Annotated in this window: 23 protein-coding genes; 10 read left to right on the top strand and 13 right to left on the bottom strand. The window is 67.9% G+C overall.

Going from position 1 to position 25861, the window contains the following annotated elements; all coding sequences use genetic code 11:
• Positions 1-20 precede the first annotated feature (20 nt).
• The 4 genes from ACMGFE_RS21005 to ACMGFE_RS20990 form a co-directional block, all read right to left on the bottom strand.
• Complete coding sequence (locus ACMGFE_RS21005; RefSeq protein ID WP_436927246.1) at positions 21-2126, bottom strand: type II secretion system F family protein; 2106 nt, start codon at positions 2124-2126, stop codon at positions 21-23.
• On the bottom strand, positions 2123-4648 hold the full coding sequence (locus ACMGFE_RS21000) for a type II/IV secretion system ATPase subunit (protein ID WP_436927245.1): 2526 nt from the start codon (positions 4646-4648) through the stop codon (positions 2123-2125). Before ACMGFE_RS21000 ends, ACMGFE_RS21005 begins: the two co-directional genes overlap by 4 nt.
• A 134-nt stretch (positions 4649-4782) precedes the next feature.
• Positions 4783-5928, bottom strand: coding sequence for a pyridoxal phosphate-dependent aminotransferase (locus ACMGFE_RS20995; protein ID WP_436927244.1), 1146 nt, complete (start codon positions 5926-5928; stop codon positions 4783-4785).
• Positions 5925-6413, bottom strand: a complete 489-nt coding sequence (locus ACMGFE_RS20990; protein ID WP_436927243.1) for an Lrp/AsnC family transcriptional regulator — start codon at positions 6411-6413, stop codon at positions 5925-5927. The genes ACMGFE_RS20995 and ACMGFE_RS20990 overlap by 4 nt, the downstream gene beginning before the upstream one ends.
• A gap of 131 nt (positions 6414-6544) precedes the next feature.
• Here ACMGFE_RS20990 and ACMGFE_RS20985 point away from each other — a divergent pair, with 131 nt between their 5' ends.
• Positions 6545-6883, top strand: coding sequence for a hypothetical protein (locus ACMGFE_RS20985; protein WP_436927242.1), 339 nt, complete (start codon positions 6545-6547; stop codon positions 6881-6883).
• Positions 6884-6909: 26 nt separating this feature from the next.
• Here ACMGFE_RS20985 and ACMGFE_RS20980 read toward each other — a convergent pair whose 3' ends face one another.
• Positions 6910-7710 carry an HpcH/HpaI aldolase family protein gene (locus ACMGFE_RS20980; RefSeq protein ID WP_436927241.1) on the bottom strand — a complete coding sequence of 267 codons (801 nt, stop codon included), beginning with the start codon at positions 7708-7710 and terminating at the stop codon, positions 6910-6912.
• 119 nt (positions 7711-7829) lie between these two features.
• On the opposite strand from ACMGFE_RS20980, the gene ACMGFE_RS20975 reads away from it, so the two are divergent.
• Complete coding sequence (locus tag ACMGFE_RS20975; RefSeq protein WP_436927240.1) at positions 7830-8396, top strand: thioredoxin family protein; 567 nt, start codon at positions 7830-7832, stop codon at positions 8394-8396.
• Between the two features lie 77 nt (positions 8397-8473).
• A complete protein-coding gene (locus ACMGFE_RS20970; protein ID WP_436927239.1) occupies positions 8474-8623 on the top strand; it encodes a hypothetical protein in 150 nt (49 codons plus the stop codon).
• Positions 8624-8672: 49 nt separating this feature from the next.
• Here the strand turns inward: ACMGFE_RS20970 and gfo6 are convergent, their stop codons facing one another.
• Positions 8673-9743 carry a D-xylose 1-dehydrogenase Gfo6 gene (gene gfo6 / locus ACMGFE_RS20965; RefSeq protein WP_436927238.1) on the bottom strand — a complete coding sequence of 357 codons (1071 nt, stop codon included), beginning with the start codon at positions 9741-9743 and terminating at the stop codon, positions 8673-8675.
• Positions 9744-9983: 240 nt separating this feature from the next.
• Between gfo6 and mvaD the strand changes: the two genes are divergently transcribed.
• On the top strand, positions 9984-10961 hold the full coding sequence (mvaD, locus tag ACMGFE_RS20960; RefSeq protein ID WP_436927237.1) for a phosphomevalonate decarboxylase MvaD: 978 nt from the start codon (positions 9984-9986) through the stop codon (positions 10959-10961).
• Positions 10962-10982: 21 nt separating this feature from the next.
• On the opposite strand, the gene ACMGFE_RS20955 is transcribed toward mvaD, so the two are convergent.
• The gene (locus tag ACMGFE_RS20955) at positions 10983-11891 is read right to left on the bottom strand and encodes a universal stress protein (protein ID WP_436927236.1); all 909 of its coding nucleotides are present in this window, start codon (positions 11889-11891) and stop codon (positions 10983-10985) included.
• A gap of 45 nt (positions 11892-11936) precedes the next feature.
• Positions 11937-12830 (bottom strand): universal stress protein, encoded by an 894-nt coding sequence (locus ACMGFE_RS20950; protein WP_436927235.1) that lies wholly within the window; start codon positions 12828-12830, stop codon positions 11937-11939.
• 116 nt (positions 12831-12946) lie between these two features.
• Between ACMGFE_RS20950 and ACMGFE_RS20945 the strand changes: the two genes are divergently transcribed.
• Both ACMGFE_RS20945 and ACMGFE_RS20940 read left to right on the top strand, forming a co-directional pair.
• Positions 12947-13654, top strand: coding sequence for a class I SAM-dependent methyltransferase (locus ACMGFE_RS20945; RefSeq protein ID WP_436927234.1), 708 nt, complete (start codon positions 12947-12949; stop codon positions 13652-13654).
• Between the two features lie 107 nt (positions 13655-13761).
• Positions 13762-14970: an NAD(P)/FAD-dependent oxidoreductase gene (locus tag ACMGFE_RS20940; RefSeq protein ID WP_436927233.1), complete on the top strand. Its 1209-nt coding sequence runs from the start codon at positions 13762-13764 to the stop codon at positions 14968-14970.
• A 1-nt stretch (position 14971) separates the two neighbouring features.
• On the opposite strand, the gene ACMGFE_RS20935 is transcribed toward ACMGFE_RS20940, so the two are convergent.
• Positions 14972-16141, bottom strand: a complete 1170-nt coding sequence (locus tag ACMGFE_RS20935) for a chemotaxis protein CheW (protein WP_436927232.1) — start codon at positions 16139-16141, stop codon at positions 14972-14974.
• Positions 16138-17037: a ParA family protein gene (locus tag ACMGFE_RS20930; RefSeq protein ID WP_436927231.1), complete on the bottom strand. Its 900-nt coding sequence runs from the start codon at positions 17035-17037 to the stop codon at positions 16138-16140. The genes ACMGFE_RS20935 and ACMGFE_RS20930 overlap by 4 nt, the downstream gene beginning before the upstream one ends.
• Before the next feature lie 227 nt (positions 17038-17264).
• On the opposite strand from ACMGFE_RS20930, the gene ACMGFE_RS20925 reads away from it, so the two are divergent.
• Positions 17265-17777, top strand: coding sequence for a FlaD/FlaE family flagellar protein (locus ACMGFE_RS20925; protein WP_436927230.1), 513 nt, complete (start codon positions 17265-17267; stop codon positions 17775-17777).
• Positions 17778-17847: 70 nt separating this feature from the next.
• Here the strand turns inward: ACMGFE_RS20925 and ACMGFE_RS20920 are convergent, their stop codons facing one another.
• Positions 17848-18630 carry a TrmB family transcriptional regulator gene (locus tag ACMGFE_RS20920; RefSeq protein ID WP_436927229.1) on the bottom strand — a complete coding sequence of 261 codons (783 nt, stop codon included), beginning with the start codon at positions 18628-18630 and terminating at the stop codon, positions 17848-17850.
• The gene (locus ACMGFE_RS20915) at positions 18627-22487 is read right to left on the bottom strand and encodes an MMPL family transporter (protein ID WP_436927228.1); all 3861 of its coding nucleotides are present in this window, start codon (positions 22485-22487) and stop codon (positions 18627-18629) included. Before ACMGFE_RS20915 ends, ACMGFE_RS20920 begins: the two co-directional genes overlap by 4 nt.
• Before the next feature lie 255 nt (positions 22488-22742).
• On the opposite strand from ACMGFE_RS20915, the gene ACMGFE_RS20910 reads away from it, so the two are divergent.
• A complete protein-coding gene (locus ACMGFE_RS20910; protein WP_436927227.1) occupies positions 22743-23777 on the top strand; it encodes an actin-like salactin in 1035 nt (344 codons plus the stop codon).
• Between the two features lie 12 nt (positions 23778-23789).
• On the opposite strand, the gene ACMGFE_RS20905 is transcribed toward ACMGFE_RS20910, so the two are convergent.
• Complete coding sequence (locus ACMGFE_RS20905) at positions 23790-23966, bottom strand: hypothetical protein (protein WP_436927226.1); 177 nt, start codon at positions 23964-23966, stop codon at positions 23790-23792.
• 170 nt (positions 23967-24136) lie between these two features.
• On the opposite strand from ACMGFE_RS20905, the gene ACMGFE_RS20900 reads away from it, so the two are divergent.
• Both ACMGFE_RS20900 and ACMGFE_RS20895 read left to right on the top strand, forming a co-directional pair.
• Complete coding sequence (locus tag ACMGFE_RS20900; protein ID WP_436927225.1) at positions 24137-25486, top strand: hypothetical protein; 1350 nt, start codon at positions 24137-24139, stop codon at positions 25484-25486.
• Positions 25487-25600: 114 nt separating this feature from the next.
• A complete protein-coding gene (locus tag ACMGFE_RS20895; RefSeq protein WP_436927224.1) occupies positions 25601-25771 on the top strand; it encodes a hypothetical protein in 171 nt (56 codons plus the stop codon).
• Positions 25772-25861: the final 90 nt, after the last annotated feature.

Genomic DNA, 25861 nt, shown 5'->3' with positions numbered 1-25861 from the left:
GCGAATTCGGCTCGTCCGCGTCACGACATGAGCGTGACGACGTACCAGACGACGAGCGCGATCGTCGGGAGCACGACGGCGAACTTGACGCCGGCGAGCAGGCTCACGTCGCGGATGTACCCCGCGATGAACGAGGACAAAAGCGCCTGCAGGACGACGGCGTGGAAGAACAGCACCGAGAGCATGTGCGTGTTGACGCCGCCGAACCCTCCGCTGGGCGCCTGCCCCGACGCTCCCCCACCGCCGGACGATGCGGACTGGGTCGCCAGGTCCGCCATCACGTTGAGGAACTTGATCTTCAGGAGCGCCATGACGCCGAGCAGCGTGAGGTAGGTCATGATGATGATGACCATCTGCATCCGCGTGCGCGACTTGCGCTCCAGGTCGATGTCGTCCTGGTTCTCGGAGGCCTGGGCGGCCGTCGAGAGGACGTCCTGGATCTGACTGGACGCTTCCTGGGCTTCGCTGATCAGTTTGACCGTCCGCGCGAGCCGGGGGATGTGATAGCGGTTGTTGAACTCCCGGAGCGCGTTCTTGAGGTTGGTCCCGTAGTTGACCTTCGCGTGCATCGTCTCGAGTTCGTCGGCCATCCGGCCCGAGGAGGTGTCGGCGACGACCCTGATCGACTCCAGGAGCGTCATCCCGGTGTCGTTGGCGCTGGCGAGTTTCCGCAGGTTCTCCGAGAGGTTGCCGACGACGCTCCGGCGGGTCCGGAGGTTCCACTCGTAGAAGATGCCCAGCGGCAGCAGGTTCAGGTAGATCGGGACGTAGACCCACATGAACGTCCCCGTGATGACGGGGTAGGTCCAGCGCTTGTCCGGCGTGTCGAGGGCGTCGGGCACGTCGGCGCCCGTCGGAACGACGAGTTCCGAGATCGTCATCGGCGCCAAGTGGAAGATGACGACGACAGCGAAGAAGGCGATCGTGATCGGCACCGTGAGCCCGAGGACGAACAGCGGGTTGTCCCGGAAGAAGATGTGGGGCCGCCGGAGGATCTCGGTCGCGCGGTAGGTCCCCTCGCGGCTCTTGATCCGGTCGAAGACGCCGTGGGTGCCGGTGTAATTCTCGACCAGACCGAGGCTCAAGAGCCCGTCGTCTGCCTCCGAGTACGTCTCCTCGGCGTCCCAGTCGGGGCGGAGGTAGCCGTCGCCGATGGAGTCCTGGGTGACAGTCGAGGTGAGCACGAGGAACCCGACGCCGGTCAACGGGATGAGCCCGTAGACCGTCCCCATCATCATGTCCATCTTCGACCCCGAGGACATCATGCTCATGATGACGAGGATGATGATGAGCAAGAGCGGGAACAGCGAGAGTGTCATGTACATCTCGCCGAACAGCTCCAGCGTGTCCAGCATCTTCTTTTGCTCCTGCTTGGCGGTCCGCATGTGCTTGTCCTTCTGGTCCTCGAGGAAGGAGGTCATGTCACCGCCGGAGTCGACGATTGAGAGCATGTCCGTCAGGAACTGGCTGAGTTCGTCGCTGGGCGTCTCCAGCGCCTGGTTGCGGATCGCCGTCCGGTAGTCGGTGTCGAAGTACTCCGTCTCGAGGACGAGCGACTGGAACTCCTTGGCGACCTCGCCGTAGGTGTCGTCGGCCTGGGCCATCGCCTGGAGGATTTCGAGCTGGTTGAGGCCACCCACCGAGAGCGCGTACATGAACGCCACCGAGTCAGACAGGAGAACGTTGATCTCGCGTTTGCGCGCGTTCGACCGGAAGTACGGTATCGAGACGAGCGAGCCGAAGCCGACGCCGAAGCCGATCGCGCCGAACACCAGTCCCGAGACGAAGATGATCGCCGGGATCTTCAGCGTCGAGACGATCGGCTGGATCGACTCCGGCAGTCGGAGCCCGAGGAACTGCGGGTCGCTGATCCCGAGCATCTGGACGACCAGATAGCCGAGCAGCATCCCGAGCAGCCAGAGGGTCAGGCCGGCGACCGTGCCGACGGCCAGCGCGCGCGAGATGTACATCTCGACGTTGTCGTCCATCCGCGCCTCGGCGAGCTTGTCGTCGATGCCCGCGACGAAGTCGCCCTCCTCGTCGAACAGCGTCTGGTAGAGCGGGTAGAACGTGTCCCCGACGGTGTTCGCGCCGCCGAGTTGGCGGGACTCGCGCCCGAGGCTCATGCCTCGTCAGCCTCCGCACCGGCCGCCGGCACGAACTCGCTGAAGTCGATCTCTTCCTCGTCGTCCTCCTCTTTCTCGACGGGCGTGATGTCGGTCTCCTCCTCGTCGACGCCCGAGCCCGTCAGCGCGCTCACGATGTCGGAGGTCTCCTTGTCGCGGAACTGCTGGAACAGCGGCTGGGCGTTCTCCAGGATGTCGTCGGCCTCGTCGAGCATCTCCGCCGGCGGGTCCGGCCGCGGGACCATCTCCTCTTTCTCCGGGTCGATGTTGATCTTGACCGACTCCATCTCCCGGAGGTCCTCGAGCGAGCGCTCCAGTTTGTCCTCGGCGATGAGTGCCATGATGGTGTCCGGGTCGTTGATGAACGCCTGGACGGCGGCCGCGACCTCCGTGTAGGTGTTGAGGTTCTGTTCGATGAGGTACGCGAGGACGACCTTCCGCATGAACAGCTCCTCGTCGAGGCGCTCCTGTTTCCACCCGCGGTCGAACTTGAGCTCCTCCAGCGTGTTGGAGTTGCCCATCTGGAGGTACTCGTCGGTCTCGGCCTGCCACTCGTAGACGTCGCGGACGTTGATCTCGTCGTGTTCCGCCGAGTACTCGTTGATCTCGGTGAGGTTCTTGTTGCGGCGGACCTTGTTGCCGTCGACCCGCGTCTGGGTCTGGATGGACACCAGGTCGAGCGCCGTGAAGAGCGTTTTCGAGACGTTGATCGGCTCGGTGGTGAACCGCTTGATGACCTCGCCGACGGTGTCGGCGTGGAAGGTGGAGTAGGCCGTGTGCCCGGTCGACATGACCTGGAAGAGGTCGCGACCTTCCTCCCCGCGCACCTCGCCCATGACGATGTAGTCGGGGCGCTGACGCAGTGCGGCCTCCAGCAAGTCGAACTCGTCGACGTCGCCCTTGTCGTCCTCCCCGAACGAGGGGCGAGTCACCGAGGCGACCCAGTTGCGCTGGGGCAGTTCGACCTCGCGCGTGTCCTCGATGGAGACGATCTTCGCGTTGCTCGGGATGAACAGGGAGATGGCGTTCAGCGACGTGGTCTTCCCCGAGGCGGTACCACCGGCGAAGATCATCGACTTGTTGTTCTCGATGCACAGCCAGAGGAACGCCATCTCGTCGAGCGAGAACGTGTTCCAGTTGATGAGGTCCACGGGCGTGAACGGGACGTCCTTGAACTGACGGATGGTGTAGTTGGTCCCGTGGTCGGAGACCTCCTCGCCCAGGGTCAACTGGGCGCGCGACCCGTCCGGCAGGGTCGCGTCGACCTGCGGCTGACGCTTCGAGATGCCCTTGCCCGACCGCTGGGCGAGTTTGACGACGAAGTCGTCCAGCGACTGCTTGCCGTGCTCGACGTTCGTGATGATGTTCTCGTACTCCGTGTGGTAGACGAACACGCGGGAGTTGTACCCGTCGCAGGAGATGTCCTCCACGTTGATGTCGTGTTTGACGGGGTCGATCCGCGCGTAGCCGATGAAGTCGCGCTTGAGCCGGTAGAGCAGTTTCTCGACCTGGTACTCGTCGAGGGTCTTCGGGTCGTCCTCGATGACGACCGGTTCCGGCCTGGCCTCGATCCCGTCGAGTTCGCCACCCTGCGTCTCGACGCCGACCTCCATGCCGAGCGCCTCTTTGAACTGGTCCATGATCCCGAGGTCCCCCTGCTGGGCGGGCGTGTAGAGGTCGTACCGCTCGAGCAGGCGCTCGGTCTCCCGCTGGATGACGTTGGCCCGGTCGGCTTCCGACCCCTCGACGACGACGTCGTCGTCGGAGTACTTGATCGCCGATTTCAGCTTGCCCGAGAGGAAGTCGGCGAGGTTGGACTCGATGTCGTTCTCGTAGGGCTCGATCGCGTAGTACTTCTTCTCGTTTTCCTTGCGGGAGTGGAAGATGACGACGCAGGCGTAGGGCTTGTTCACCCAGTAGCGCTCGACTTCGACGAAGTGCGCTTTCTTCTCCAGCGGCACGGCCTTCTCCAGGTCGTAGCGGTTGACGACCGTGGTATGGCCGTCGATCGTCGAGAAGAAGGCGTCCTCGTCGAGTTCGGGGTTGACGTCCACTGTCCGCTCGTCGACGATGGCCGACAGGCGTTCGGCGGCGTCGCCCGCCCCGCTCAGTCGGTCCTCCGTCTCGTCCGGGTCGAACCCGAGGTACTCCTCGGGTTCGAACGGGATCTTCTCCCCGTCGCTGTCCCGGGGGATCTCCCCGTCCTCGTCGTAGTAATACTCCTGCTTGAAGTGTTCCCAGGTGTAGCGGTCCTTGACCACGAACGAGCGCTCGGCCTCGATCCGGTCGCCCCAGGCCTGTTCGAGCGTCTTCGCCGCGCTCGCCCCCGCCTGCAGTCGGTCCTCGATGTCGAGCGGGTCGAACCCGAGGTACTCGCTCCGGTCGAACCGCCCACCAGTGTGCACGTCCCGTCGCAGGTCGTTCCACGTGTACTCACCGACGGTCGGGCCGCCCCCGGAGAACCGGTCGCCCCCTGACCCAACCTGGTCAGACTCGTTGCCCCCCGTACCATCAATTGCCATTACAAGCTAACTACTGGTAAAACAGAAAAAGCTTTACGCCCACGAGGTTGCTGTCGATAATTCCACCAATCACCGGCTGAGCGCCGGTAGGGAGCCCCTACTGCCGAACGACGGGTGGGTGACCCCACATGGTGTCAACTGATAAACTCTTCGATGCGAGCCATCGCCTCTTTGAGATCGCCGAGACTGGTCGCGTAGGAGACGCGGAGGTGACCCTCCCCACCGGCTCCGAAGACGTTGCCGGGAACGACGGCGACGCGCTGTTCTTCGAGGAGGGCCTCGGCGAAGGCGTCGCTGTCGTCCCACGGGCACTCGGGGAACGCGTAGAACGCGCCGGCGGCCGGGAAACAGTCGATCCCCATCTCGTCGAATCGCGAGAGGACGAAGTTCCGGCGGCGGTCGTACTGGGCGCGCATCTCGCGAACGTCGTCGTCGCAACTGTCCAGCGCCTCGACGGCGGCGTACTGGGCCGTCGTCGGCGCCGACAGCATCGTGTACTGGTGGATCCGGTTCATCGCCTCGATCGCCTCTGGCGGCGCGAGGGCGTACCCGAGCCGGAGTCCCGTCATCGCGTAGGCCTTCGAGAACCCGTTGAAGACGACCGTCCGTTCGCGCATTCCGGGCAGCGTCGCGATGGAGTCGTGGTCGTGCTCGTAGCTGAGCTCCGAGTATATCTCGTCCGAGAACACCAGCAGGTCGTGTTCGCGGGCGAACGCGGCGACCGGCTCCAGTTCCTCGCGAGTCATCGTCGCCCCTGTCGGGTTGTTCGGGTAACACATGACGAGCGCGTCGGCCTCGGCGGCGCCGGAGGCCTCCAGCACCTCGCGGGTGAGTTTGAACTCGTCGGCGGCCCGGGTCGGCACGTCGATCACGTCGGCGCCGGCGAAGCGCGCGCCGGGCACGTACGAGACGTAACACGGCTGGGCGATGGCGACCGAGTCGCCGTGGTCGAGGAAGGCTCTGAAGGCCAGATCGACGGCCTCGCTCGCGCCCGAGGTGACGAGGACCTCCTCGTCGGGGTCGTAGTCGAGCCCGTAGCGCTCGCGAGCGTCGACCGCGATCCGGTTGCGCAGTTCCGCCATACCGCGATTGGCGGTGTAGGAGGTCTGCCCGCGCTCCAGGGAGGCGATGGCGGCGTCGCGAGCCGCCCACGGCGGGGCGAAGTCGGGCTCGCCGACCCCGAGGGAGATGATGTCGTCGTACTCCTCTGCGAGTTCGAAGAACCTGCGGATGCCGGAGGGAGGCACCGAGGCGACGCGGTCGGTCGGATCGAACGTCATGGCGAGATCGACAGGCGGTCGTCGTCGTGGCCGTCCCCGAACTCGACGCCGCGTTCCTTGTAGCTCTCCATGATGTAGTGGGTCACCGTCTGGGTGATCTCGGGGACGGGCGCGACCTTCTCGCTGATGAACCGCGACACCTCGCTCATCGAGTCGCCCTCGACCTCCATGGCGAAGTCGAAGTCGCCGCTGACGAGGCGCAGTCCCTGTACCTCGGGGAACTTCGCGAGGCGCTCGGCGATGTCGTCGTAGCCGGTCTCGCGGTCGAGGGTCACGTTCAACTCGACGGCCGCGCGGACGCGCTCGGGTTCGACCTTGTCCCAGTCGACGACGGCCTGGTAGCCCTTGATCACGCCCTCGGACTCCAGATCCTCGACGACCGCCTCGACGTCGTCGGCGTCGAGCCCGGTCTGTCGGGCGAGGTCTTCGGTCGAGTACCGCGCGTTCTCGCGGAGCAACGCCAGTATCTCCTCGCGGTCGCTCATACCTACCTACCGGCCCACTGCGAACAAAAGGGTTTCTCCATCCCGGTATCGGGTGGCACGCCGCCGACCCAGGGCCGCGTGCGCTGCCGGGACGGGCGGCTTTATCCGCTCGTCCCACATAGGCGCTCAGTATGCTCGATACCGACCCGTCAGACGACGCGGGTGGCGACTCCGACGGCTGGGCCTTCGTCGCCGACAGCGACGGGGCCGCGAAACTGTTCGGGACGCTTGTCGACCTCGACGCCGAGGACGCCTACACCCGCTCGGAACTCGCCGAGCGCTCGGGCGTCCCGCTGAAGACGCTGTACCTGAACGACCTGATCGCGGCGTTCGTCGAGCGCGGCGTGCTGGAGACCGAAGTCGCGCCGTCCGACGACGAGGGCGAGCCCCGCTATCGGGTCGTCCCCGACTCCGCCCTCCTCGAGGCCGCCGCGGCGTTCGACGACGCCTATCAGTCGCAGACTGACTGAACGGACGCCCCAGTTCGCCCGACCGATCACTCGGTCGACCGCGACCCCTCGAACCCGTCGAGCCAGCCCGTGACCGCCGACTTCAGCGCGCCGGTCGTGCTTCCGACGTGGAGGATCTGGTAGCCGTTCTCGGCCTTCTCGTTGACGTCGTCCATCCCGAAGCCGAGGCCGCCCAGCGCCACGTCGGCGTCGACGGCAGTCGAGCGGACCCGCTCGATCCCCTCGCGGACCTCCTCGTGGTCGAGTTCGCCCGGGTGTCCGAGCGACACCGAGAGGTCGAGCGGGCCGGCGAAGACGAAGTCGAGTTCCGGGACCGCGACGATGTCGTCGACCGCGTCGACGGCTTCGCGGTTCTCGACGGTCACGCCGATGAAGACCTCCTCGTCCTCCGTCTCGACGTAGTCCTCGGCGAGCCCCCAGCGTCGCGCTCGCGGGCTCGCCATGCCGCGGTCGCCCGGCTCGCCGTCGTACTCGAAGCGGGCCGCCCGGGCCACCCGCTCGACCTCCTCGGCGTCCTGCACGCGCGAGAGAAAGACGTTCCTGACGCCCGCGTCGAGCGTCTTCCTGACGAGCGCGGGCTCGGTGGTCGGAACCCGCGCGAGGATCTCCGTGCCCGTCCCCTCCGCGGCGCGGAGTAGTTCCTCGAGCGCACTTGCGTCCCACGGACTGGGGCCGCCGTGTTCGAGGTCGATCCAGACGAAGTCGACGCCCAGTTCGCCGTAGAACTCCACGAGCGTCGGGCTGTACGTGTTGTCGAGGACGCCCAGCGCGACTTCGCCGGCCTCGACTCGGTCCTTGACCGCGTTGGTTCGGTGGTCGTCGACCATGCGGAGGCAAGGGCCGTCACGCCCCTAAGGGTGGTGCAGGCAGCGGCCGGAGTCCAGCCGCATTCGGGGACTCCCTCACCCAAAACGTCATTCTGTCGGCATCCGTACACCCGCCCGTCATGGTCGCACTCGACTCCGAGGAGGACGCGCTCGACCGCGGCGACGCCGCACCGGCCTTCGAACTGCCCGGCGTCGGCGGTGAGACACACGCGCTCGACGACTTCGCCGACAACGAGGCGCTATTGGTCGTGTTCACCTGCAACCACTGCCCGTACGCCCAGGCGAAGTTCGACGAGTTGAACGCGCTCGCAGACGAGTACGACGACGTCGCCGTCGTCGGGATCAACCCCAACGACGCCGAGGAGTACCCCGAGGACTCCGTCGAGAAGATGGAGGAGTACGTCGAGCGCGGGAAGGTTCAGTACGACGCGTACCTGCGCGACGAGAGCCAGGAGGTCGCCGCCGCCTACGGCGCGACGTGCACGCCGGACCCGTTCCTCTTCGAGGAAGCCGACGGCGAGTTCCGCCTCGTCTACCACGGTCGCCTGGACGACGCGCTCAACCCCGACGACGAGCCGACCGAACGGGAGATGAAAGCTATCGTCGACCGCCTGCTCGCGGGCGAGGAGGTCGACGACGAGTTCAGACCGAGTCGCGGCTGTTCGATCAAGTGGAAAGACGACTGAGCCGCTGACCGCCGGCTGCTGCCGGCATCGACGACCACGACGGGAAGTTTCGATCGTCACTCCGTCGGGATCGACCCGTGGGAACGGCGAACGACGGCTTCCTCCTCGACGACGTCGACCTGCCGGACCTACGCGGTCAGGATATCGAGCCGACCGTCCCGCTGGGGCGGATGTCGACCCCTGACGAGGTCGCCGGCGCGTACCTGTTCCTCGCCTCCGAAGCGTGACTCGATTTCGGAAGTACGCACCCTCGCCCGTCGGCAATTTAGATCTCGTTCACAGGTCGAGTTCGACGCGTCGTCCGCTCTCGGCGGATTCGTAGAGGGCGCGGATGACGCGCATGTCGACCATGCCGTGCTCGCCGTCGGGTTCGAGGTCGAGACCGTGCTGGAGGCGGTTGGCGAAGTAGTCGAACTCCTCGCGCATCTGGTCGACCGGTTCCGGGCGGTACTCGCCTTCGATGTCCGGCCCGGACACCCGGAGCACCTTCCGGGTGTTCGGGAAGAACAGCCCCTCGATGCTCAGTTCGCCCTCGGTGCCGACGAACCGGAGACTCGAGGCCAGTGTCGCGCTGTGCGTGACGGTACACGAGGCGAGTTTGCCCTCGGGGAACTCGAGCTGGAAGGCCCCGTGCTCGTCGGTTCCCTCGTAGGCGGGTTGTTCGGACTCCGTCCGGGCGTACACCGCCTGGGGGTCTTCCTCCAGGATGAACCGGATCGTGTTCGTCGGGTAGATCCCGATGTCGTTGAGCGTCGTCCCGCCGGAGAGGTCGGGATCGAACCGCCAGCTCGTCTCGTCGACGGCGTCGAGGATGTTGTCCGACATGTGCCCGGTTATCGAGACGACGTCGCCGATGGCGCCGTCCCGGATCAGTTCTCGGGCGCGGCGAGCCACCGGTTCGGTCTGCAGTCGGTAGGCGACCATCAGCGGGACGTCTGCCTCTCGGCAGGCGTCGACGGTCGCCCGGGCGTCCTCGACGGTCGCCTCCAGGGGCTTCTCGCAGAGGACCGCCTTGTCGTGGGCGGCCGCGGCTTCGACGTTGCCGCGGTGGAGCCCGTTCGGCGTGCAGATGTACACTGCGTCGTAGTCGTCCGTCGCCGCGCCTTCGGCGTACTCCTCGTAGGTGAGCGTCGCTTCGATCCCTTCCGTGTCGGCCGCGACGTCCTCGGCCTTCTCCCTGCTGGAACTGACCAGGGCCGTCGTTGTGCAGTAGTCGGCGTTTTCGACGGCGGGGATCGCCTGTTCGCGCGTCCACCACCCGAGTCCGACCATGGCGAACCGGATCGGATCGGCGTCTGTCGGGCGCTCCCAGTCGCGAGCACTGAAGCTGTCGAGATCGATCTCCATGAGCGAGGTATCGCTGCCCACAATAGATAATATTCACGCACGAGGAACCACACGTATCGTGCAGAGACGATTCTCGGGAGCGCGTTCGACAGTTCGGTCTCCCGCGAGTACGGTCGCGGTGCTCGAAGTGGTTCCCGAGTACGACGCCCTGCGACCACTTCGACACTCGCACGAACGCCGGGACACCGTCCGACGGACCGGAGCCACAACAGCAAAGTGGAGACCCGCGGAGTTGCGGGTATGAAGGCGACCGCGAAGGCCCACCCGATCCAGGGGCTCGTGAAATATCACGGGATGCGCGACGAGGAACTTCGACTCCCGTATCACGACTCTATCAGCCTCTGTACCGCGCCGAGTCACACGAAGACGACCGCCGAGTTCGACCCCGACCTCGACGCGGACGAGTACCGTATCGACGGCGAACCGGTCGACGGCCGCGGCGCCGAGCGGGTCCGCGCCGTCGTCGACGAGGTCCGCGAGCGCGCGGACATCGACCACCGCGTCCGTTTCGTCTCGGAGAACTCCTTCCCGACCAACATCGGCTTCGGCTCCTCTTCCTCCGGGTTCGCCGCCGCGGCGATGGCGCTCTCCGAGGCCGCCGGGCTGGACCTCTCGCGGCCCGAGATTTCGACCATCGCCCGCCGCGGCTCCTCGTCGGCGGCCCGCGCGGTCACGGGCGCGTACTCGCACCTGCGCACCGGTGCGGACGACCACGATTGTCGCTCCGAGCGCATCGACGTGGCCGACGAACTCGAAGAGGACGTTCGCATCGTGGCCGGGATGGTCCCGAGCTACAAGGAGACCGAGGCCGCCCACGAGGAGGCCGCCGAGAGCCACATGTTCGAGGGCCGACTGGCCCACATCCACGAGCAGATCGCCGAGATGCGCGGCGAACTCCGCGCAGGTGACTTCGACGCCGCCTTCGAGCGGGCCGAACACGACTCCCTGTCGCTGGCCGCAACCACGATGACGGGTCCCGCCGGCTGGGTGTACTGGCAGCCCCGAACAATCGAGATATTCAACGCCGTCCGCGAACTCCGCGAGGAGGGCGTGCCCGTCTACTTCTCCGTCGACACCGGCGCGAGCACCTACGTCAACACGACTGCCGAGCACGTCGACCGCGTCGAGGAGGTCGTCGCCGACTGCGGCGTCGACACCCGCGTCTGGGAGATCGGCGGCCCCGCGCAGATCCTCGACGAGAGCGAAGCGTTGTTCTGATCTGCCGAGTACCGGGCGCGCTCACTCCGGGTTCTCGTGGCGGACGGACAGCACGGGGGCGTTGGCGTGGCGCATCACCCGCTCGGTCGTGCTCCCGAGCAGAACACGGTCGAGGCCCGTCCGGCCGTGGGTTCCCATCGTCACGAAGTCGATCGACTCCTCGTCGACGTAGTCGACCAGGACGGACCCGGGAGACCCTTCGACGACCTGGGTGGTTGCGTCGAGGCCCGCGTCGCGCGCCCGTTCGGCGATCCCGTTCGTTGCGTCCTCGCCGCTGGAGACGAGCGGTTCCAGGAGGTCGCCAGTCGCGACGCCACCACCGCCGCCGGCCATCGTGGTGTCGGCGCCGCCGGCCAGGGCCATCGTGTCGACGACGTAGACCGCGTGGACGGTCGCGTCGAACGCGTCCGCGACTGCGATCCCGTGGTCGATGGCCACCGCGGCCGCGGGGCTGCCGTCGGTCGGGATCAACACGTCGTCGTACTCGGTGGACAGCGAGCCGTCGACGTCACGGACTGTCACCACCGGAACCGGCGACTCGCGGACGACATGGGCGCTGGTGCTTCCCGTCACGACTCGGTCGAGGCCCGTTCGGCCGTGGGTCCCCATCGTTACGAGGTCGATTCCTTCCTCGACGGCGTACTCCACGATGGTCTCCGCGGGGTCACCCTCGACGACGGCGGTCTCGACGGGCTGGGCGCCCATCGCGTCCACGACCGAGGCGACCGCCGTCTCGGCGTCGGCTTCCAGCCGATCGACGAACTCGTCGTCGACCCCGCCCGCGCTGAACGGGCCCGCTTCCCCCTCGACGTCGACGACCCCGAGGACGTGGACCGTCGCGTCGAAGGCGACGGCCAGCGCCACCGCGTGATCGGCGGCAAACTCGGCCGTGTCGCTCCCGTCGGTCGGCACGAGGATGGACTCGTACATACGCCCGGTTGGGCGTCCGGCCGTTTCAATGACAGGCCGTCACAGTCACTCCGCCGACCGGTCGGCGTCGGGACGAGCGGCCAGCACGGGCACGGGCGACCGTCGGACGAGGCGTTCGGTCGTGCTCCCCAGGAGCACTCTGTCCAGACCGGTCCGACCGTGGGTCCCCATCGCGACGATGTCTATCGACGCCTCGTCGACGTAGTCGAGCAGTTCCGCCGACGGGAATCCGTGTTCGACCGTGGTGACAGCCTCGACGCCGGCGTCGCGAGCGCGTTCGGCGATCGCTTCGGTCGCCTCCTCGCCGGCTTCGGTCATGCGATCGATCTGGGCAGTGGGCGGTTCGATCCCCGACCCGGCCGCCGCTGCACTGATGTCGACGACGTGGAACGCGTGCACCGTCGCCTCGAACGCGTCCGCGATGGCCACTGCGTCGTCGACGACCGCCTCGGCCGCCGTGCTGCCGTCGGTCGGAACCAGCACGTCGTCGTAGTCAGTGACGGGTGCGGCGTCGGTGTTCCGTGCGGTGAGCACGGGCACCGACGCGTGGCGGAGGACGTGTTGCGTGACGCTCCCGGCGACGAGTCGAGCGAGACCGCGCCGCCCGCGAGTTCCCATGGCGACGGCGTCGACGGCGTGGTCGTCGGCGTAGTCGAGGATCGCCTCCGCCGGATCGCCCCGGACGACGTCCGTCTCGACGGAGACGTCCTCGGCCAGCGCGACGGTCTCGTCGACGGCCGTCCGGCTTTCGGCCACGATCCGCTCGACGAACTTCTCGTCGACGCCGCCGGCGTCGAACGGTCCGGCCGCTCGTTCAACGTCGGCGACGCCGAGCACGCGGACGGTCGCGTCGAACGCGTCGGCGAGCGCCACCGCGTGGAGGGCCGCCCGTTCGGCGTGTACGCTACCGTCCGTCGGGACGAGGATCGACTCGTACATACTCGACAGTTCGCAGACGACCTATTTCAATCCGGCCGTGGATTCCGGAGACCGGGATACGGTCACGGACGTTCCTGTCAGATATTTTTATCCCGACGCCCGTGCTAGCCGACACCATGCCGATCGACGAGCCGACCCGGGAGGCCTACGAGATCATGGCAGAGGAGAACGCCGACTGGAGCGACGAGCCCCATCGCCAGTACCTCGAGTGGCCCGCGACGCGGTCGCTGTTGCCCGACCTCGACGGGCTCCGCGTGCTGGAAGCCGGCTGTGGCATCGGCGACTACACCGGGTACTTCCTCGAACACGGCGCGGAGGTCGTCGCCGTCGACGCGACGGGAGCGGCGGTCGAACGGGCGCGCGAGCGGTACGCGGCCGATCCGGTGACCGTCCATCAGGCAGACCTCACCGAGCCGCTGGCGTTCCTCGACGAGGGGTCCGTCGACCTGGTGGTGAGCCAGCTCGTCCTCGAACACATCCCGGACTGGCGGCCGGTGTTCGCAGAATTCGCCCGCGTCCTGCGCCCCGACGGTCTGTTCGTCTTCTCGACCGGCAACCCCGTCTCCGGCTGGAACGGTCCCGACGACGCCGAGGCGTACTTCGAGACGGAGAAACTCACCCAGGACTGGGGGGAGATGCAGCCGCGCAACTACCGGCGACCGCTGGCGGAACACCTCAACCCGCTGGCCGAGGCCGGGTTCGCGATCGAGCGATTTCTTGAGCCGACGCCCGACCCGGCGTATCGCGAGGTCGACCCGGAGAAGTACGAGCGGCTCACGACGCTGCCCCGGTGGGAGTGCGTCCGTGCCCGCCTGATCGAGTAGCGGACTACCGCCGCCGTCGCGAAGCGGGCCGTCGCCGCGGTCGCGATTGCGGCGCCCGGTTCGAGAGCCGTCAGTGGGCTTTTCTCGGTAGGGGCCGCAGATCCGCCATGCGCGTCGCCGTCTTCGGCGCCGGATACGCCGGCCTGACCCTCGCCCGCGAACTCGAATCGGCACTCCCCGAGGAGGTGGACCTGGTGGTCGTCGACGAGGACGCCGCCCACCTCGTCCAGCACGAACTCCACCGCGTCGTGCGCCGCCCCGACCTCGCCGCGGAGATCGTCGTCGATCTCGACGAGGTGCTCGACCGGGCGACAGTCCGCGAGGCGACCGTCACCGACGTCGACACGGCGGCCGGTGTCGCCACGCTCGACGACGGGGACGGGCGGTCCCGCCTGGACTACGACGTCGGTGCGGTCTGTCTCGGCGCCGAGACCAACTACTACGACCTCCCCGGCGTCGAGGCGCACGGAACGCCGCTCAAGCGGATCGTCGACGCCGAACGCGTCCGCGCGGAGTTCTTCGACGCGGTCGAGGAGGCCGAACCCGACGACCCCGTCCGGATCGTCGTCGGTGGGGCCGGGCTCTCGGGCGTGCAGGTCTCGGGCGAACTCGCCGCGCTCGCGGACGACGAGGGCGTCGGCGCGTCGACGGAGGTCGTCCTGCTCGAACGGGAGAGGAGCGTCGCGCCGCGCTTCCCCGAGAACTTCCAGCGAGCCGTCGCGGACGAACTCGAAACCCGCGGCGTGCGCGTCGAGACCGACAGCCGCGTGGCGAACGCGGGCGACGACGCGATCACCTTCGCCGACGGCGAGACGATGACCTACGGCCAGTTCGTCTGGACGGGCGGTATCCGCGGGCCGGACGCGCTCGACGGCGAGCGCCCGGTCGTCCGCAACACGCTCCGATACGAGGACGGCACGTTCGTCGTCGGGGACGCCGGGCGCGTCGTCGACACCAACGGGGAGGCCGTCCCCGCGAGCGCGCAGGCGGCCATCCGCGAGGCCCGCGTCGCCGCGGACAACGTCGCGCGCCTCGTCGAACACGAGCGCTCGGGCAGCGGCGGGTTCGAACCGCGACTCGACGGCTACCGCTTCGACTCGGTCGGCTGGCTCGTCAGCGTCGGCGACGGCGCCGTCGCGCAGGTCGGCCCCACCGTGTTACGGGGCCGGCCCGCGAAAGCGCTGAAAACGTCGGTCGGCGCGGGGTACCTCTCCAGCGTCGGCGCCGTCGAGAACGCGGTCGACCTCGTCAGGGAAGAAGTGGGGTGGCCGGATGGCGACGAAGACGACTCAGCAGAACGGCGCGACGCGAACTGATCTATCCGGTCGCTTCGTCGAGGTCGAGTTCCGGCGTCGTCCAGATGACGAACTCGCCGTCGCGGTCGACGACGCCGTTGACGTGGTCCTGGTCGACCGGCGAGGCGTTGACCTCGTCCTCGGTGATGGGCGTGACCTGGTTCACGTCGTCGACGACCCAGCCGACCGCGCCCTGGTCGTCGAACTCGTCGGGGTCGAAGACGACGATGAGGTCCTTGCTCCCCGCTTCGGGGATGTCGAGCAGGACTTTCGGGTCGAGGATGGTGGTGATCTGGCCGCGCAGGTCGACGACGCCCTCGACGCAGTCGGCGGTGTTGGGCACCCGCGTCACCGTCTCGCGCTTGACGATCTCCTCGACGTACTCGATGTCGAGGCAGTACTGCTCGTCGCCGAGCGCGAACTCCAGGACGCGGGTCTCGTCGCCGGTCTGGGTCTCCGCCGCGTCCGCCCGGCCCGCCGCACCCGGCGCGACCGGATCCACGCCGTCGTCGTCGGCGTCGTCGCCATCCGCGTCGCCCGTCTCCGACGCCGAACTCAGCCCCGCCTGCCGGGCCATCTCCTCGACGTCGACCTCCACGTCGCCGACGTCCGCTCCGGGGATGTGGATCGTTCCGCCCTCGTCCGTCTCGCTCAACTCCGCGGCCGCCTCCGCCGCCGCGGCGGCCGCGGCTTCCGCGTCGGAGGTGTCGGTGTCTTCCGCGTCGTCGTCGACGTCCGTCGACACCGCGTCGACCGACTCCGCGGAATCGTCGACCTCGGTGACTGCCGCGTCGTCCTCGGATTCGTCGACCTCGGTGACTGCCGCGTCGTCCTCGGATTCGTCGACCTCGGTGTCGGGCGACTCGTCGTCCACCGATTCGCCCGTTTCGGTGTCCTCCGCATCCTCGGTCCCGTCGTCCACTGATTCGTCCTCCGCGGCTTCGTCGTCCACGGATTCGTCGCCATCTTCTGCGGACTCTTCGGCGTCGTCCGCGGATTCTTCGGCGTCTTCGCCTGCGGATTCTTCGGCGTCGTCGTCTGTGGATCCGTCGACTTCGGCGTCGGACGGCTCGTCGGCGTCCGTCGAGTCGGCCTGCTGGTCGTCGTCCGATGCGTCGTCCTGTGGCCGGGAACCCTCGCGCATCTCGCGGATGCGGCGGGCGCGGTCCATGCGTTCGTCGTCGTCAGTCATGCTGTTACCTCAGTGTAGCCGAACTGCCGGTCGAGATCCGCCGCGACGTCGAGGAACACCTCGGTCATGTCGACCGAGGGGTCGTAGGCGAAGAGAGACTGGCCCGCGGAGAACGCACGCTGGAGCGCGACGCGCTTGCGGACCTCCCAGACCGGGTCGTCCGCGAAGACAGCCTCGAACCACTCCAGCATCGTCTCGTCCTCGCCGGTCGACTCCACCCGGTTGGCGACGACCCCCAGCGTGTCGACGGTGATGTCGGTCTGGCTCTCCAGCGCCGTCATCTGGTCGATGAGGAGTTCGATCGCCCGCTCCGAGGTCGCCTCGGTCAATGCGGGGACGAGGATGTTCCGGGTGGCGAAGATGCCCGTGTCGGTCAGCTTCCCGTAGAACGGCGGCGAGTCGACCACGACGTAATCGTAGTCGTCCTCTACCGCCGCGAGCGCCTCGTCCAGTGTGTCCAGAGCGTGCCCGCCCGTGACCGTGTCGGGCGTGACGTTGACTGCGAGCGACGACAGCGCCCCGGGGTCGATGTCCACGTCGCCGGCGGTCGCGCGAGCGACGAGGTCGGCGATGGTCAGTTCGCGCTCGGCCTGGAGCATGTCGATGTTGCTCGGGACCACGTCCATCTCGGGGTGGTCGACGATGAGATCGCCGATCCGGTCGCGCTGGTCGCCGTCGGTCAGCACGTCGAACAGCGTCGGCGGCGCCGAATCGAACTCCTCGAGCAGGCCGAGGCCCTCGGTCGCGTTGCCCTGCGGGTCGAGGTCGACGAACAGCACGTCGCGGCCGCGTTCGTTGAGCGCCCCGGCGACGTTGATCGCCACGGTCGTCTTGCCGGTCCCGCCCTTCGCGTTGGTCACGCAGATGCGCGCCGGTCCTGTTCTGCTGGTCGCCACGTTGTCTCGGTCTCGGCCCTACCGGCTTATAAAAATACGCGCCAGGCTATCAGAAGCTGAAATCGGGTGTCGACGGGGCGACACTCCGGGAGCCCACGGCGACGGTCGTCCGAAATCGTGGGGCGCCAGTCCGACGGACTCGCGGCCGCTTACGGTGGAGACGTCGTCAGACGGTCGTCTGACTGAGTGGAAGATTTATGGCACCGGGTGAGAATACGGACAGTATCATGACGATCAACCCCCGAGACTACGACCTGAACGAGCTCCGCGAGATGGCTCGCAAGCGCGGCGACGCCGAGGTCGACGAGCGACGGGCCGACCCCGAGGACCCCACCGACCCGGCGGAGATGGAGTGGGGGCCGCTCGGCGAGGGCGACGACGTGAGCATGTCCGCGGGCGACTCCTTCCGCGCGGGCCTGTACCGCGAACTGCTCCCCCTTATCGGCGGGAACGACGACCTCGAGAAACCGTATCTGCGGTCGGTCCCCGACACCTACGCCGCGGAGTTCGTCGTCTTCGAGTGGCTGGAGTTCCTGCTGATGCACGCCGGCTACAAGGGCGCCGCCGACGCGCTCCACTACTACGAGTCGATCGACTGGATCACCGGCGACGTCGAGTCGCAGCTCAACGACTACCTGCTCGGCATCGACGAGAACGGATCGAACGACGGCACCGACCTCGACGTCGACGACCACTTGCTCAGCCTGGTCTACGTGGCCAAGCTGACGAACATGCAGTAAGAACGAGGGACAGACGCCGAGCGCGGTCGTCGAGCCGCTCGATATCCGCCGGTCGCGGGGGTGACCGGTGCTACAGTTTCTCTTCGATGTCGTCGTCGAAGTGACTCCGGAGCAACTGGAGGAGCACCGTCGCGATGCCGGTGTCGGAACTCCAGATCGCCGTCTCCGTGCGGACGCCGGGGAGTTCTTCGCCGCCGAGGACGCTGAGCAGGACCGTCTCGCCGTCGACCGCGAGCAACCGACCGGCCGCGTCCGCGGTCGGGTCGCCGGGGAACGGCGCGACCGTGACCGCCGAGTCGGCGAACTGCTCGGTGATCCCCGGGTCGTCGCTGAACTGGCTACAGACCCAGACGTCGACCTCCCCCGCCCGCTCCCGGAGCGCGGCCGCGACGTCGTCGTCTACCAGTTCCGGGCCGCTGGCGTAGAGGACGTGTTCGCGCGCGTCGGCGACGATCTGCCGGACGCGGGCGGAGACGTTGTCCTGCCCGTGGACCGTCCAGACGCCCTCCTGGTGTTCGTCCTTGTAGTCCTCGCCCCGGCGTGCGGTTTCGAGGTAGTCGAACGCCCGTGCCTGCTCGCGCTCGAAGCGCTCCGTGAGCGTCTCGCGGGCCTCGTCGAGGGGCACCGCCCGGTACTGGATCGGGTTGGACTGTTGCACCTCCACGAGGCCGCGCTCCTCAAGGTTCTCGGCCGCGCCGTACACCTGCGAGCGGGGCACGTCGGTCATCCGGTCGACGTCCCGGGCGGTGCCGGTTCCCAGCCGCTCCAGCGCGACGAACACCTGGGCCTCGTACTTGGAGAGCCCGAGGCGCTGGAGCGCCTCGACGGCCGCGGACTCGTCCGCGTCGGTCATCGATCGTCCTCCTCGCCGCTCGCTCGGCCGTCGGGCGGGGTCTGACCGGTCTCCGGCCCCCGTCCGTCCGACGGCTGCCCGTCGTTCGACGGCGTTTCGCCGTCAGAGCGGTCCTGTCCATTCGACCGCGCCCGTCCGTCCGGGCGGTCGCCGTCGACTGCGGCGGCGTCGCCGTCGCTGGCGCGTTCGTCGAGCCAGGCGTGACAGACCCGTTCGAACGCCGGGACGGAGACGTCGCCGGCGGCGAGGTGGCCGCCCGCGTCCGCGAGGTCGCGGTCGGTCACGCGGTCGCCTGCGAGGATGCTCCCGACCACGTCGGTGGTGACCGGGGCCGCGTCGGGTCCGGCCACGGGCACGACGTGGTCCGGCGTGAGCAACTCGCCGTCGAAAGTCACCGTCTCGCCGTCGGCGACTCCATCGGGAACCGTGAGGGTGTATTCCACTCGTGCCTCCGTCTCGCCGTCGAACTCCCAGAGGACGTACACGCGGCCGTCGGCGGCGATCCGCTCGATCGGATCCGGAGTGACGTCGCCGAGTTCGACGGTCCCGACCGAAGGGGCCTCCCGGAGCACGACCCGACCGGAGGCCGACGGGAGCGTGACCGTCACGTGTGAGGTCCCCCCGGGTCGGATCCGCTCCGGGCGAAGCGAGCGCGTCGCGAACGGCGTCGCGTCGCCGTTCGTCCGGGCGCTCGCCGCGGGAACGGCCGCGGCACCGGCGGCGACGGTCGAGCCGTCACCGTCCGCGGAGCTATCGGTACCGACCGGTGCGTCCCCGTCGGACGGGCCGGCCGATCCGTCGTCGGCGATCGCATCCGCACCGGAGCCGTCGTCGAACGAGTCGTCCGGTTCGAGCGCGTCGGCCGGACCGACGTGGCGTGTCCAGACCGCCAGCATACTCGGGAGGACGAACACGCTCGCGAGGAAGGCGTAGACGATGGTGAGTCCCGTGATGAACCCGAACTGCTGGAGCGGGGGAAGGATGGCGAACACGAGGACGCCGAACCCGCCGACGGTCGTCGCCGCGCTCCCCAGCAGGGCGCCACCGGTCCCGGTGACGGCGGTGTGCATCGCGTCGCTGGCGCTCGCCTGCCGGTCGAGTTCCAGGCTGAACCGCTCGCTGACGTGGATGCTGTAGGCGACGCCGAGCCCGATGGTCAGGCTCGTGATCATCCCCGTCAGGAGGTTGAACGGGACGTCGAGCAGGTACATCGTGCCGAGGATCCACGAGACGTTGAACACGACCGGCAGCAGGGTCACGAGGCCGAGCGTCGCGCTGCCCTCGGCGACCCGGTAGACGACCATCAGGAAGACGAAGGAGACGACGAGCGTGATGATCAGGCTCTCGACGACGGTCTGTAGCAGGTCGTCCTGGATGATCTTGTCGACGATCGGGCGTCCGGTCGCAGTGACGGTCACGTCGCCGCCGGAGACGACCGACTCGACGGCGTCCATCTGGTCGGTGACCGCCGACCCGGAGGCGCCGCCGTCCAGCGAGACGGTCAGCCGGAGCGCGCGGTAGTCGTCGCCCTCGCGGTGGACGACCTGCCCGGCTTCCCCTGGCGCCGCGTCGAACAGCGCGTCGTAGACGCCCTCGACGTTCCGGTCGGGGACGCCGTCGCCGTCCGTGTCGGCCGCCGCGAACGTGGCGTTGAACGTCTCGTTGGTCGCCGCGACCGATCGCATCACGGTGAGCGGGCTCCGCACGTCCGCTTCGCCGTTCGAGAGCCTGACGGTCACCGGTTTGTCTGCGGCCAGCTCGCCGGTCCGGTTCACCCGCTGGAGGGCGTCGGCGGTCGCGACGTCGCCCTCGAAGAGGAACTCGGCGGTCGAGTCCTCGCGGAGGAAGTTGTCGTTGACGTACTCGAAGGTCGCCCGCATCGAGTACTCGCCCGGCTGCATCCCCTCGGGCAGGTTGTCCATCCACTCGGGTGGCTCCTCGGCGATGAAGTCCTTCTGCTGGAAGGAGGTGTCGACCTGCGTGGCGCCGTAGGCGCCGCCCGCGCTGATCAGGAGCGTGAGGACGATGACCGCCCACGGCGCCCGATCGGCCGCGTTCGCGCCGACCGAGAGGACGCGACTGAACGCGCCGCCGCCGGTCCCGAACGCCCGTTTGCGCCGGTCGAAGCCGAACCGCTCCAGCAGCGCGTCGCCCTCGACCTTGAGCGCCGGGATCAGCGCGCCGAAGACCACCAGCGCGGCGGCGATGCCGACGGCGCTCACCACGCCGAACTCGCGGATCGGCCCCACCGGGCTGGTGAGGTTCGAGAGGAAGCCGATGACTGTCGTCGCGGTCACGAGCACCAGCGCCGTGCCGACGCCCGCGAGCGCGGTTCGCATCGCGCCGGCGGCGGAACGATCCTCGTCGTCGCCGTCGACGGGGCCAGTTCCACGCTCCTCTCTGTGCCGCATGAACACGTGGATGGCGTAGTCGATGGAGAGCCCGATCAACAGGACCGGGATCGCGACGAACAGCTGGTTGAAGGCGATGTCCATCCACCCCATGTAGCCGAACGTGACCAGCAGGGTGAGTGCCAGCCCGACGACGCCGAGGACGATGTCGAGCAGGTCGCGATACGCGAACGTGAGCACGACGAGGACGAAGATGGCCGCGAAGGGTCCGACGACGGTGAGGCTGTCCTCCATCGACCGGTTCGTCTCGTCGGCGATGATGCCCGCGCCGAACACCATCGACTCGTCACCGAGTTCCTGCCGGGCGAGTCGCTGGATCGCGGTCTGGGAGGTCTGGAGGCGCTCGCTGGCCGCGCCCTGCGAGACCGCAGACTCCGCGGTCTGCGTGACGACGATCATCGTCGCGTTCGCCGAGGTCGACCCCGGCTCGTAGCCGGTCGGCATCAGCGCGAACGCCTGCCCGTCGCCGTCCCGGTCGAGAACGCGTCCGACCGTGGACTCGGTCGCGGACTCGTTCATCGACTCGATCCGGTCGATCTGGACGGACAGCGGCGGCATCGAACCGTTCTCGACCCGCTGCTGGAGCCGCTCCTGGTCGCGTTCCAGCGCCGCGGCCCGTTCCCGCAGGGCGCGAGCGTCGGGAGCCAGCACCCGCTCGATGCCGGCGTACACCTGCCCGAACCGTTGCCCTATCTCGCCGGCGCGCTCGCGGTAGGTCGACTCGTTGATCTCGCCGCGCGCGTACGAGGCGTTCAGCGACGCCTGTCGCGTCTGGAGCGTCCGCGCCTGGGAGGTCAACTCCGCGAACGTCGCGGTCTGGTTGGCCGACAGTTCCGCCGTCGCCCGCTCGCGGGTGGCCGTGAGGTTTCGCTCGATGGCGGTCGACCGCTGGCGGTAGGTCGCGTCGTCGACTTCGCCGCGAGCGTGCGAGCGGTTGAGTTCGACGTACTCCTGCTGGAGTCCGCGCGTCCGGTTGAGCGCGTCGCTCAGTCGGGCCCCGGTCTCGTTGAGTCGCCGCTGCTCGGCTCGCAACGCGCGTCCCCGTTCGGTCAAATTGGCCGCCTGATCCTCGCGGATCGCGGCCGTCGCGACCACGTTGGCGACGCCGGCCGGAGGCTGGTCGTCCGAGAGCGTCTCGTTGACGGACCGGTCTTCGAGTAGCGATCGCTCGAACCGCAACTGCTCCAGCAACGCCTCGCGCGTGAGCACGTCGTCGCCCCTGACGATCACCTGGACGGACGTCGTGTTCGAGTCCGTCCCGAAGTTCGCGTCGACGTAGTCTAGCTTCTCGGCTTCCGCCGAGTTCGTCTCGAACTGCGAGAGCGACGAGGAGTCCTCGACCTGTGCGGCGCCGACGCCCACCGCCCCGACCACCAGGAGCAACGTGACGATCACCAGGCGCCTGTGGTCGACGATGCCGTCCGCGACGTCTCCGATCCCGACCATCAGCGATCCCTCCGTCCGACCGACGTACTGTGTTCTCTCATCACGACAACTCTGTTGTTAGAATCCTACTAACGAGTTCCCTTAACGATGCCGGAACCGATCGGTGCCTCCGCCGGCGGCGAACGGGATACTTCTGACGGGCGCCGTGTCGGCTAATTTCCGGGCCCGATCGGCGTAATTTCCGGAAGTTCGGACGTTCGCAGAAACGATAATGCACGGGGTACATTTATCCGGGGAGACGCTAAATCCCGGGACATGAGCGACGACGAGCCGGTTCCGATCGGCGTGAAGCTCGGTAGCACCCGAACGGTCCTGGCCTACCCCGACGACGACGGCGAGATACAGACTATCCGGACGCTGACCTGTCTGGCGACCTACGAGGACGCACTGACGGGCGAGGAACGGGTCCTCTACGGCGAGGAGGCCGCCCGCGAGTATCCCGACGAAGTCCAGTTCATGCTCCGCTCGGGGCTCCCCGAAGACGAGGACCGGGCCGAGCTGACGAAGACGTTCTTCGAGGAAGTGATCGACGCCAACGACGTCCCCGAGAACAGCGGCGTCGTCTACGCCATCCCGACCATCGACAACCCCGAGGGGCTGGCGAACCTCGAAGAAGTGATCGAGGAGTCGTCGATCGGGCAGGCGCTGGTCGAGAGCTATCCCGAGTCGCTCTGCGGTGCCATCCCGGCTCGCGGCGACGACCTGGAGGCCATCGAGGAGATATTCGTCGCGGTCAACATGGGGTCGACGAACCTCGAAGCGTCCGGCTATCGCCGGGGCGAACAGCTCGCACCGTTCACGACCGGTGCGGTCACCGGCAACGAGGTCGACCGGATGATCGCCAACTACGTCGAGGAGGAGACCCAGGGTCGGGTCAACATCGACACGCAGACCGCGCGGGAGTACAAGGAAGAACACGCAGACTTCGACGACTTCGAGTCGTTCACCGACATCATCCAGCAGCCCGGCGGCGGCTCCCACGAGTTCACCATCGAGCGCAGCGTCATGGACGCCTGCAACGAGTACCTGGACGACGCGGTCGAGGAGTTCTGCAACACCTTCCTGCCGGAACTCGCCAACGACTACATGAAGGTCTACCAGCTCGCGCTCGACAACCGCATCGTCCTCACGGGCGGCATGGCCTGCATCCCGGGTATCGTCGAGGAGTTCGAGCGCCGCGTCAGCGACGAACTCGACCGGGAGGTCGAGGCCGTCGCCGCTGGGCGGCCCGACATCTCGCCGTCGCTCGGCGCCCAGCGCATCGCCGGCCGTCTGGTCGACTCGCTCTGAGCCGGCCGCTGCTCACGCCCTGGCCCAGCACTCGACCCACGATACGAACCCGTGCGTCGCGGCGTCGAGGTCGCTTCGTTCGTGCGTCTCCGCCCCGTCGTGTCGTCGGTCAGCCCCGTCCGGTCGGTCGCTGTGCCCGCTCGCCTCGCCCACCAGATCGGCAGGCATGTCTATCGTGAATCGAGCCATCCGTCGCCTCGTTTCGTGACTTGGCTTGTAAATCACCGTCAGACGCCCGTCTGCCGGCCGTCTGGTCGCTGACACCCTCCGGCTCTGGCACCGCCGTCGCACGGCAGCTCCGGAGTTGACGCGTTGGACGAACCTAGTCACTCATTACCCCCGGTGGCATACGGATCAGTATGGCCCCGATTATCAACTCGTATAATCCAGGGGGCGTCGATCGCTCGGCGCTCGAGGGGACGGGGCGTGGGGGGATACTTTCGGACGGGTACCTGCGGACCGACCCGCTCGCGGCGTACCTCGGTTCGGGGGAAGAGCCGGTCATTCTCCGATCGAACGCCAAGAAGGGTGTCGGCCGGAGTGCGGTCGGGTCGGGGGAGACCGAGCGCATCGCGCCCGGTGACGGCTACCGCGCGTTCGCGCTCGCGACGGACGCGAGGCTGCTGATTGTCGTCGGTGATACGGACGACGGCGACTGGTCGGTCAGCGTGCCGCTGACCGACGTGGAAGTCGTCGAACACAGCGACGGCGTCCTCGCGAGCGAGTTCGTCGTCACGACGGCGGCGGACGAGCAGTGGTACTTCCCGTGCCGGGGGGACCTGACGCCGATGGTCGAGTACCTCGACGCCGCGTCGCTCCGCTGGATCGCCGTCGAGGAGCACCTGGACGACGCCCGCGACGCCGTCGTGGAAGCCGACCGGCTCACCGAATCGCGCATGTACGACGAGGCGATGGCCGCCGTCCGCGACGCGATGGGCGAGACGGACGCCGCCCGCCGGAGCGAACGTGAACTCTCCGAGGACGGCGTCGCGGCGGTGGCCAGGCGTATCGAACGCGTCGAGGAACGGATCGAGGGCGCACGACTCCGGACGCTCGAAGGACGGGCGGCTCACTCCATCGATCTGGCCGAATCGCACTGGCGCGAGGGCGAGTACGCGCAGGCCCACGACGCCTACGGCGCCGCCCACGACGACTACGAGGAGGCGCTCGCGGCGAACGCCGGCGACGCCGACGTCGCCGAGCGCCTCCGGACGAAACTCGACAGGGTCGAGCGCAACGTCGCGGCGCTGGAGCGAGCGCCGGTCGAACGCGCCGAAGACGCACACGAACGCGCGCGGGAGACGGACGACCTGGTCGAACGCGGAGACGAACTGGCCTTCGCGCTCGACCGCTACCGGACCGCGCTGGAGCTCGACTGGGGGCGCTCGGCCCGGCGATTCCAGGGCGACCCCGAGGCGATCCGCCGCGCCGTCGACGCGGTCGCCCGGGAACTCGTCGAGACGCGGCGCCGCTACGCGTCCGAGTGCGTCCGCCGCGGCGACGAGGACCGCGATGCGGGCCGTCACGCACGGGCCGAGTCCCACTACCGCGACGCCTACGACGCGCTGGTCGACACCGTCTCCGTCGCCCGCGAACTGGTCCCCGAGACGCACGACGACGTGCAAGACCACTGCGACGCGGTCGAGGCCCGACTTCGCCGCCTCGACAGCACCGACGACCAGACGCCGGTCTCCAGCGGCACCAGCTGACGACGCCCCAAATCCCGATTTCTCCGATACAGCGACCCGCTACTGCCATGTCCCTCGAAGTCGAGAACCGGGAACGTAACTATTTATAGTGTGCCCCACCATAATAGGAATATAATGCCCCAGTGTTCGAACTGCGGCGAGCGCATGAGCCGCAACGACGAGACGACGAAGCTGACGGAGTACGTCTGCGCTCGCTGTCACCGGACGGAGATCGTTCGCAAACCGGCATACCGAGTGACGGCCTCGGCTGGGGCGGACGCTGCGGCTGTCGCCGACGACGACTGAGCGTTCGAACGTGGGTCTGTTTTTCGACGACGCGACCGTCGAGAGCAGTGGCTACGGGAGAGATGCGACGAACGGGAGCGAGAAGCGTCG

The organism is Halosimplex amylolyticum (genome assembly GCF_051414035.1).
In the GTDB taxonomy this organism is placed as follows: domain Archaea; phylum Halobacteriota; class Halobacteria; order Halobacteriales; family Haloarculaceae; genus Halosimplex; species Halosimplex amylolyticum.
Note: the sequence above shows the minus strand (reverse complement) of the source record. Positions and strands in the feature narration are given on the sequence as shown.

What these genes read in the sequence shown, in the direction of transcription:
- ACMGFE_RS20955 (WP_436927236.1), bottom strand. Translation starts at nt 11,891, where the DNA reads ATGTACGAGTCCATCCTCGTGCCGACCGACGGGAGCGACACGGCCGAG.
- mvaD (WP_436927237.1), top strand. Translation starts at nt 9,984, where the DNA reads ATGAAGGCGACCGCGAAGGCCCACCCGATCCAGGGGCTCGTGAAATAT.
- ACMGFE_RS20935 (WP_436927232.1), bottom strand. Translation starts at nt 16,141, where the DNA reads ATGACTGACGACGACGAACGCATGGACCGCGCCCGCCGCATCCGCGAG.
- ACMGFE_RS21000 (WP_436927245.1), bottom strand. Translation starts at nt 4,648, where the DNA reads ATGGCAATTGATGGTACGGGGGGCAACGAGTCTGACCAGGTTGGGTCA.
- ACMGFE_RS20900 (WP_436927225.1), top strand. Translation starts at nt 24,137, where the DNA reads ATGGCCCCGATTATCAACTCGTATAATCCAGGGGGCGTCGATCGCTCG.
- gfo6 (WP_436927238.1), bottom strand. Translation starts at nt 9,743, where the DNA reads ATGGAGATCGATCTCGACAGCTTCAGTGCTCGCGACTGGGAGCGCCCG.
- ACMGFE_RS20985 (WP_436927242.1), top strand. Translation starts at nt 6,545, where the DNA reads ATGCTCGATACCGACCCGTCAGACGACGCGGGTGGCGACTCCGACGGC.
- ACMGFE_RS20910 (WP_436927227.1), top strand. Translation starts at nt 22,743, where the DNA reads ATGAGCGACGACGAGCCGGTTCCGATCGGCGTGAAGCTCGGTAGCACC.
- ACMGFE_RS21005 (WP_436927246.1), bottom strand. Translation starts at nt 2,126, where the DNA reads ATGAGCCTCGGGCGCGAGTCCCGCCAACTCGGCGGCGCGAACACCGTC.
- ACMGFE_RS20920 (WP_436927229.1), bottom strand. Translation starts at nt 18,630, where the DNA reads ATGACCGACGCGGACGAGTCCGCGGCCGTCGAGGCGCTCCAGCGCCTC.
- ACMGFE_RS20895 (WP_436927224.1), top strand. Translation starts at nt 25,601, where the DNA reads ATGCCCCAGTGTTCGAACTGCGGCGAGCGCATGAGCCGCAACGACGAG.
- ACMGFE_RS20905 (WP_436927226.1), bottom strand. Translation starts at nt 23,966, where the DNA reads ATGGCTCGATTCACGATAGACATGCCTGCCGATCTGGTGGGCGAGGCG.
- ACMGFE_RS20945 (WP_436927234.1), top strand. Translation starts at nt 12,947, where the DNA reads ATGCCGATCGACGAGCCGACCCGGGAGGCCTACGAGATCATGGCAGAG.
- ACMGFE_RS20980 (WP_436927241.1), bottom strand. Translation starts at nt 7,710, where the DNA reads ATGGTCGACGACCACCGAACCAACGCGGTCAAGGACCGAGTCGAGGCC.
- ACMGFE_RS20975 (WP_436927240.1), top strand. Translation starts at nt 7,830, where the DNA reads ATGGTCGCACTCGACTCCGAGGAGGACGCGCTCGACCGCGGCGACGCC.
- ACMGFE_RS20950 (WP_436927235.1), bottom strand. Translation starts at nt 12,830, where the DNA reads ATGTACGAGTCGATCCTCGTCCCGACGGACGGTAGCGTACACGCCGAA.
- ACMGFE_RS20915 (WP_436927228.1), bottom strand. Translation starts at nt 22,487, where the DNA reads ATGGTCGGGATCGGAGACGTCGCGGACGGCATCGTCGACCACAGGCGC.
- ACMGFE_RS20995 (WP_436927244.1), bottom strand. Translation starts at nt 5,928, where the DNA reads ATGACGTTCGATCCGACCGACCGCGTCGCCTCGGTGCCTCCCTCCGGC.
- ACMGFE_RS20925 (WP_436927230.1), top strand. Translation starts at nt 17,265, where the DNA reads ATGACGATCAACCCCCGAGACTACGACCTGAACGAGCTCCGCGAGATG.
- ACMGFE_RS20990 (WP_436927243.1), bottom strand. Translation starts at nt 6,413, where the DNA reads ATGAGCGACCGCGAGGAGATACTGGCGTTGCTCCGCGAGAACGCGCGG.
- ACMGFE_RS20940 (WP_436927233.1), top strand. Translation starts at nt 13,762, where the DNA reads ATGCGCGTCGCCGTCTTCGGCGCCGGATACGCCGGCCTGACCCTCGCC.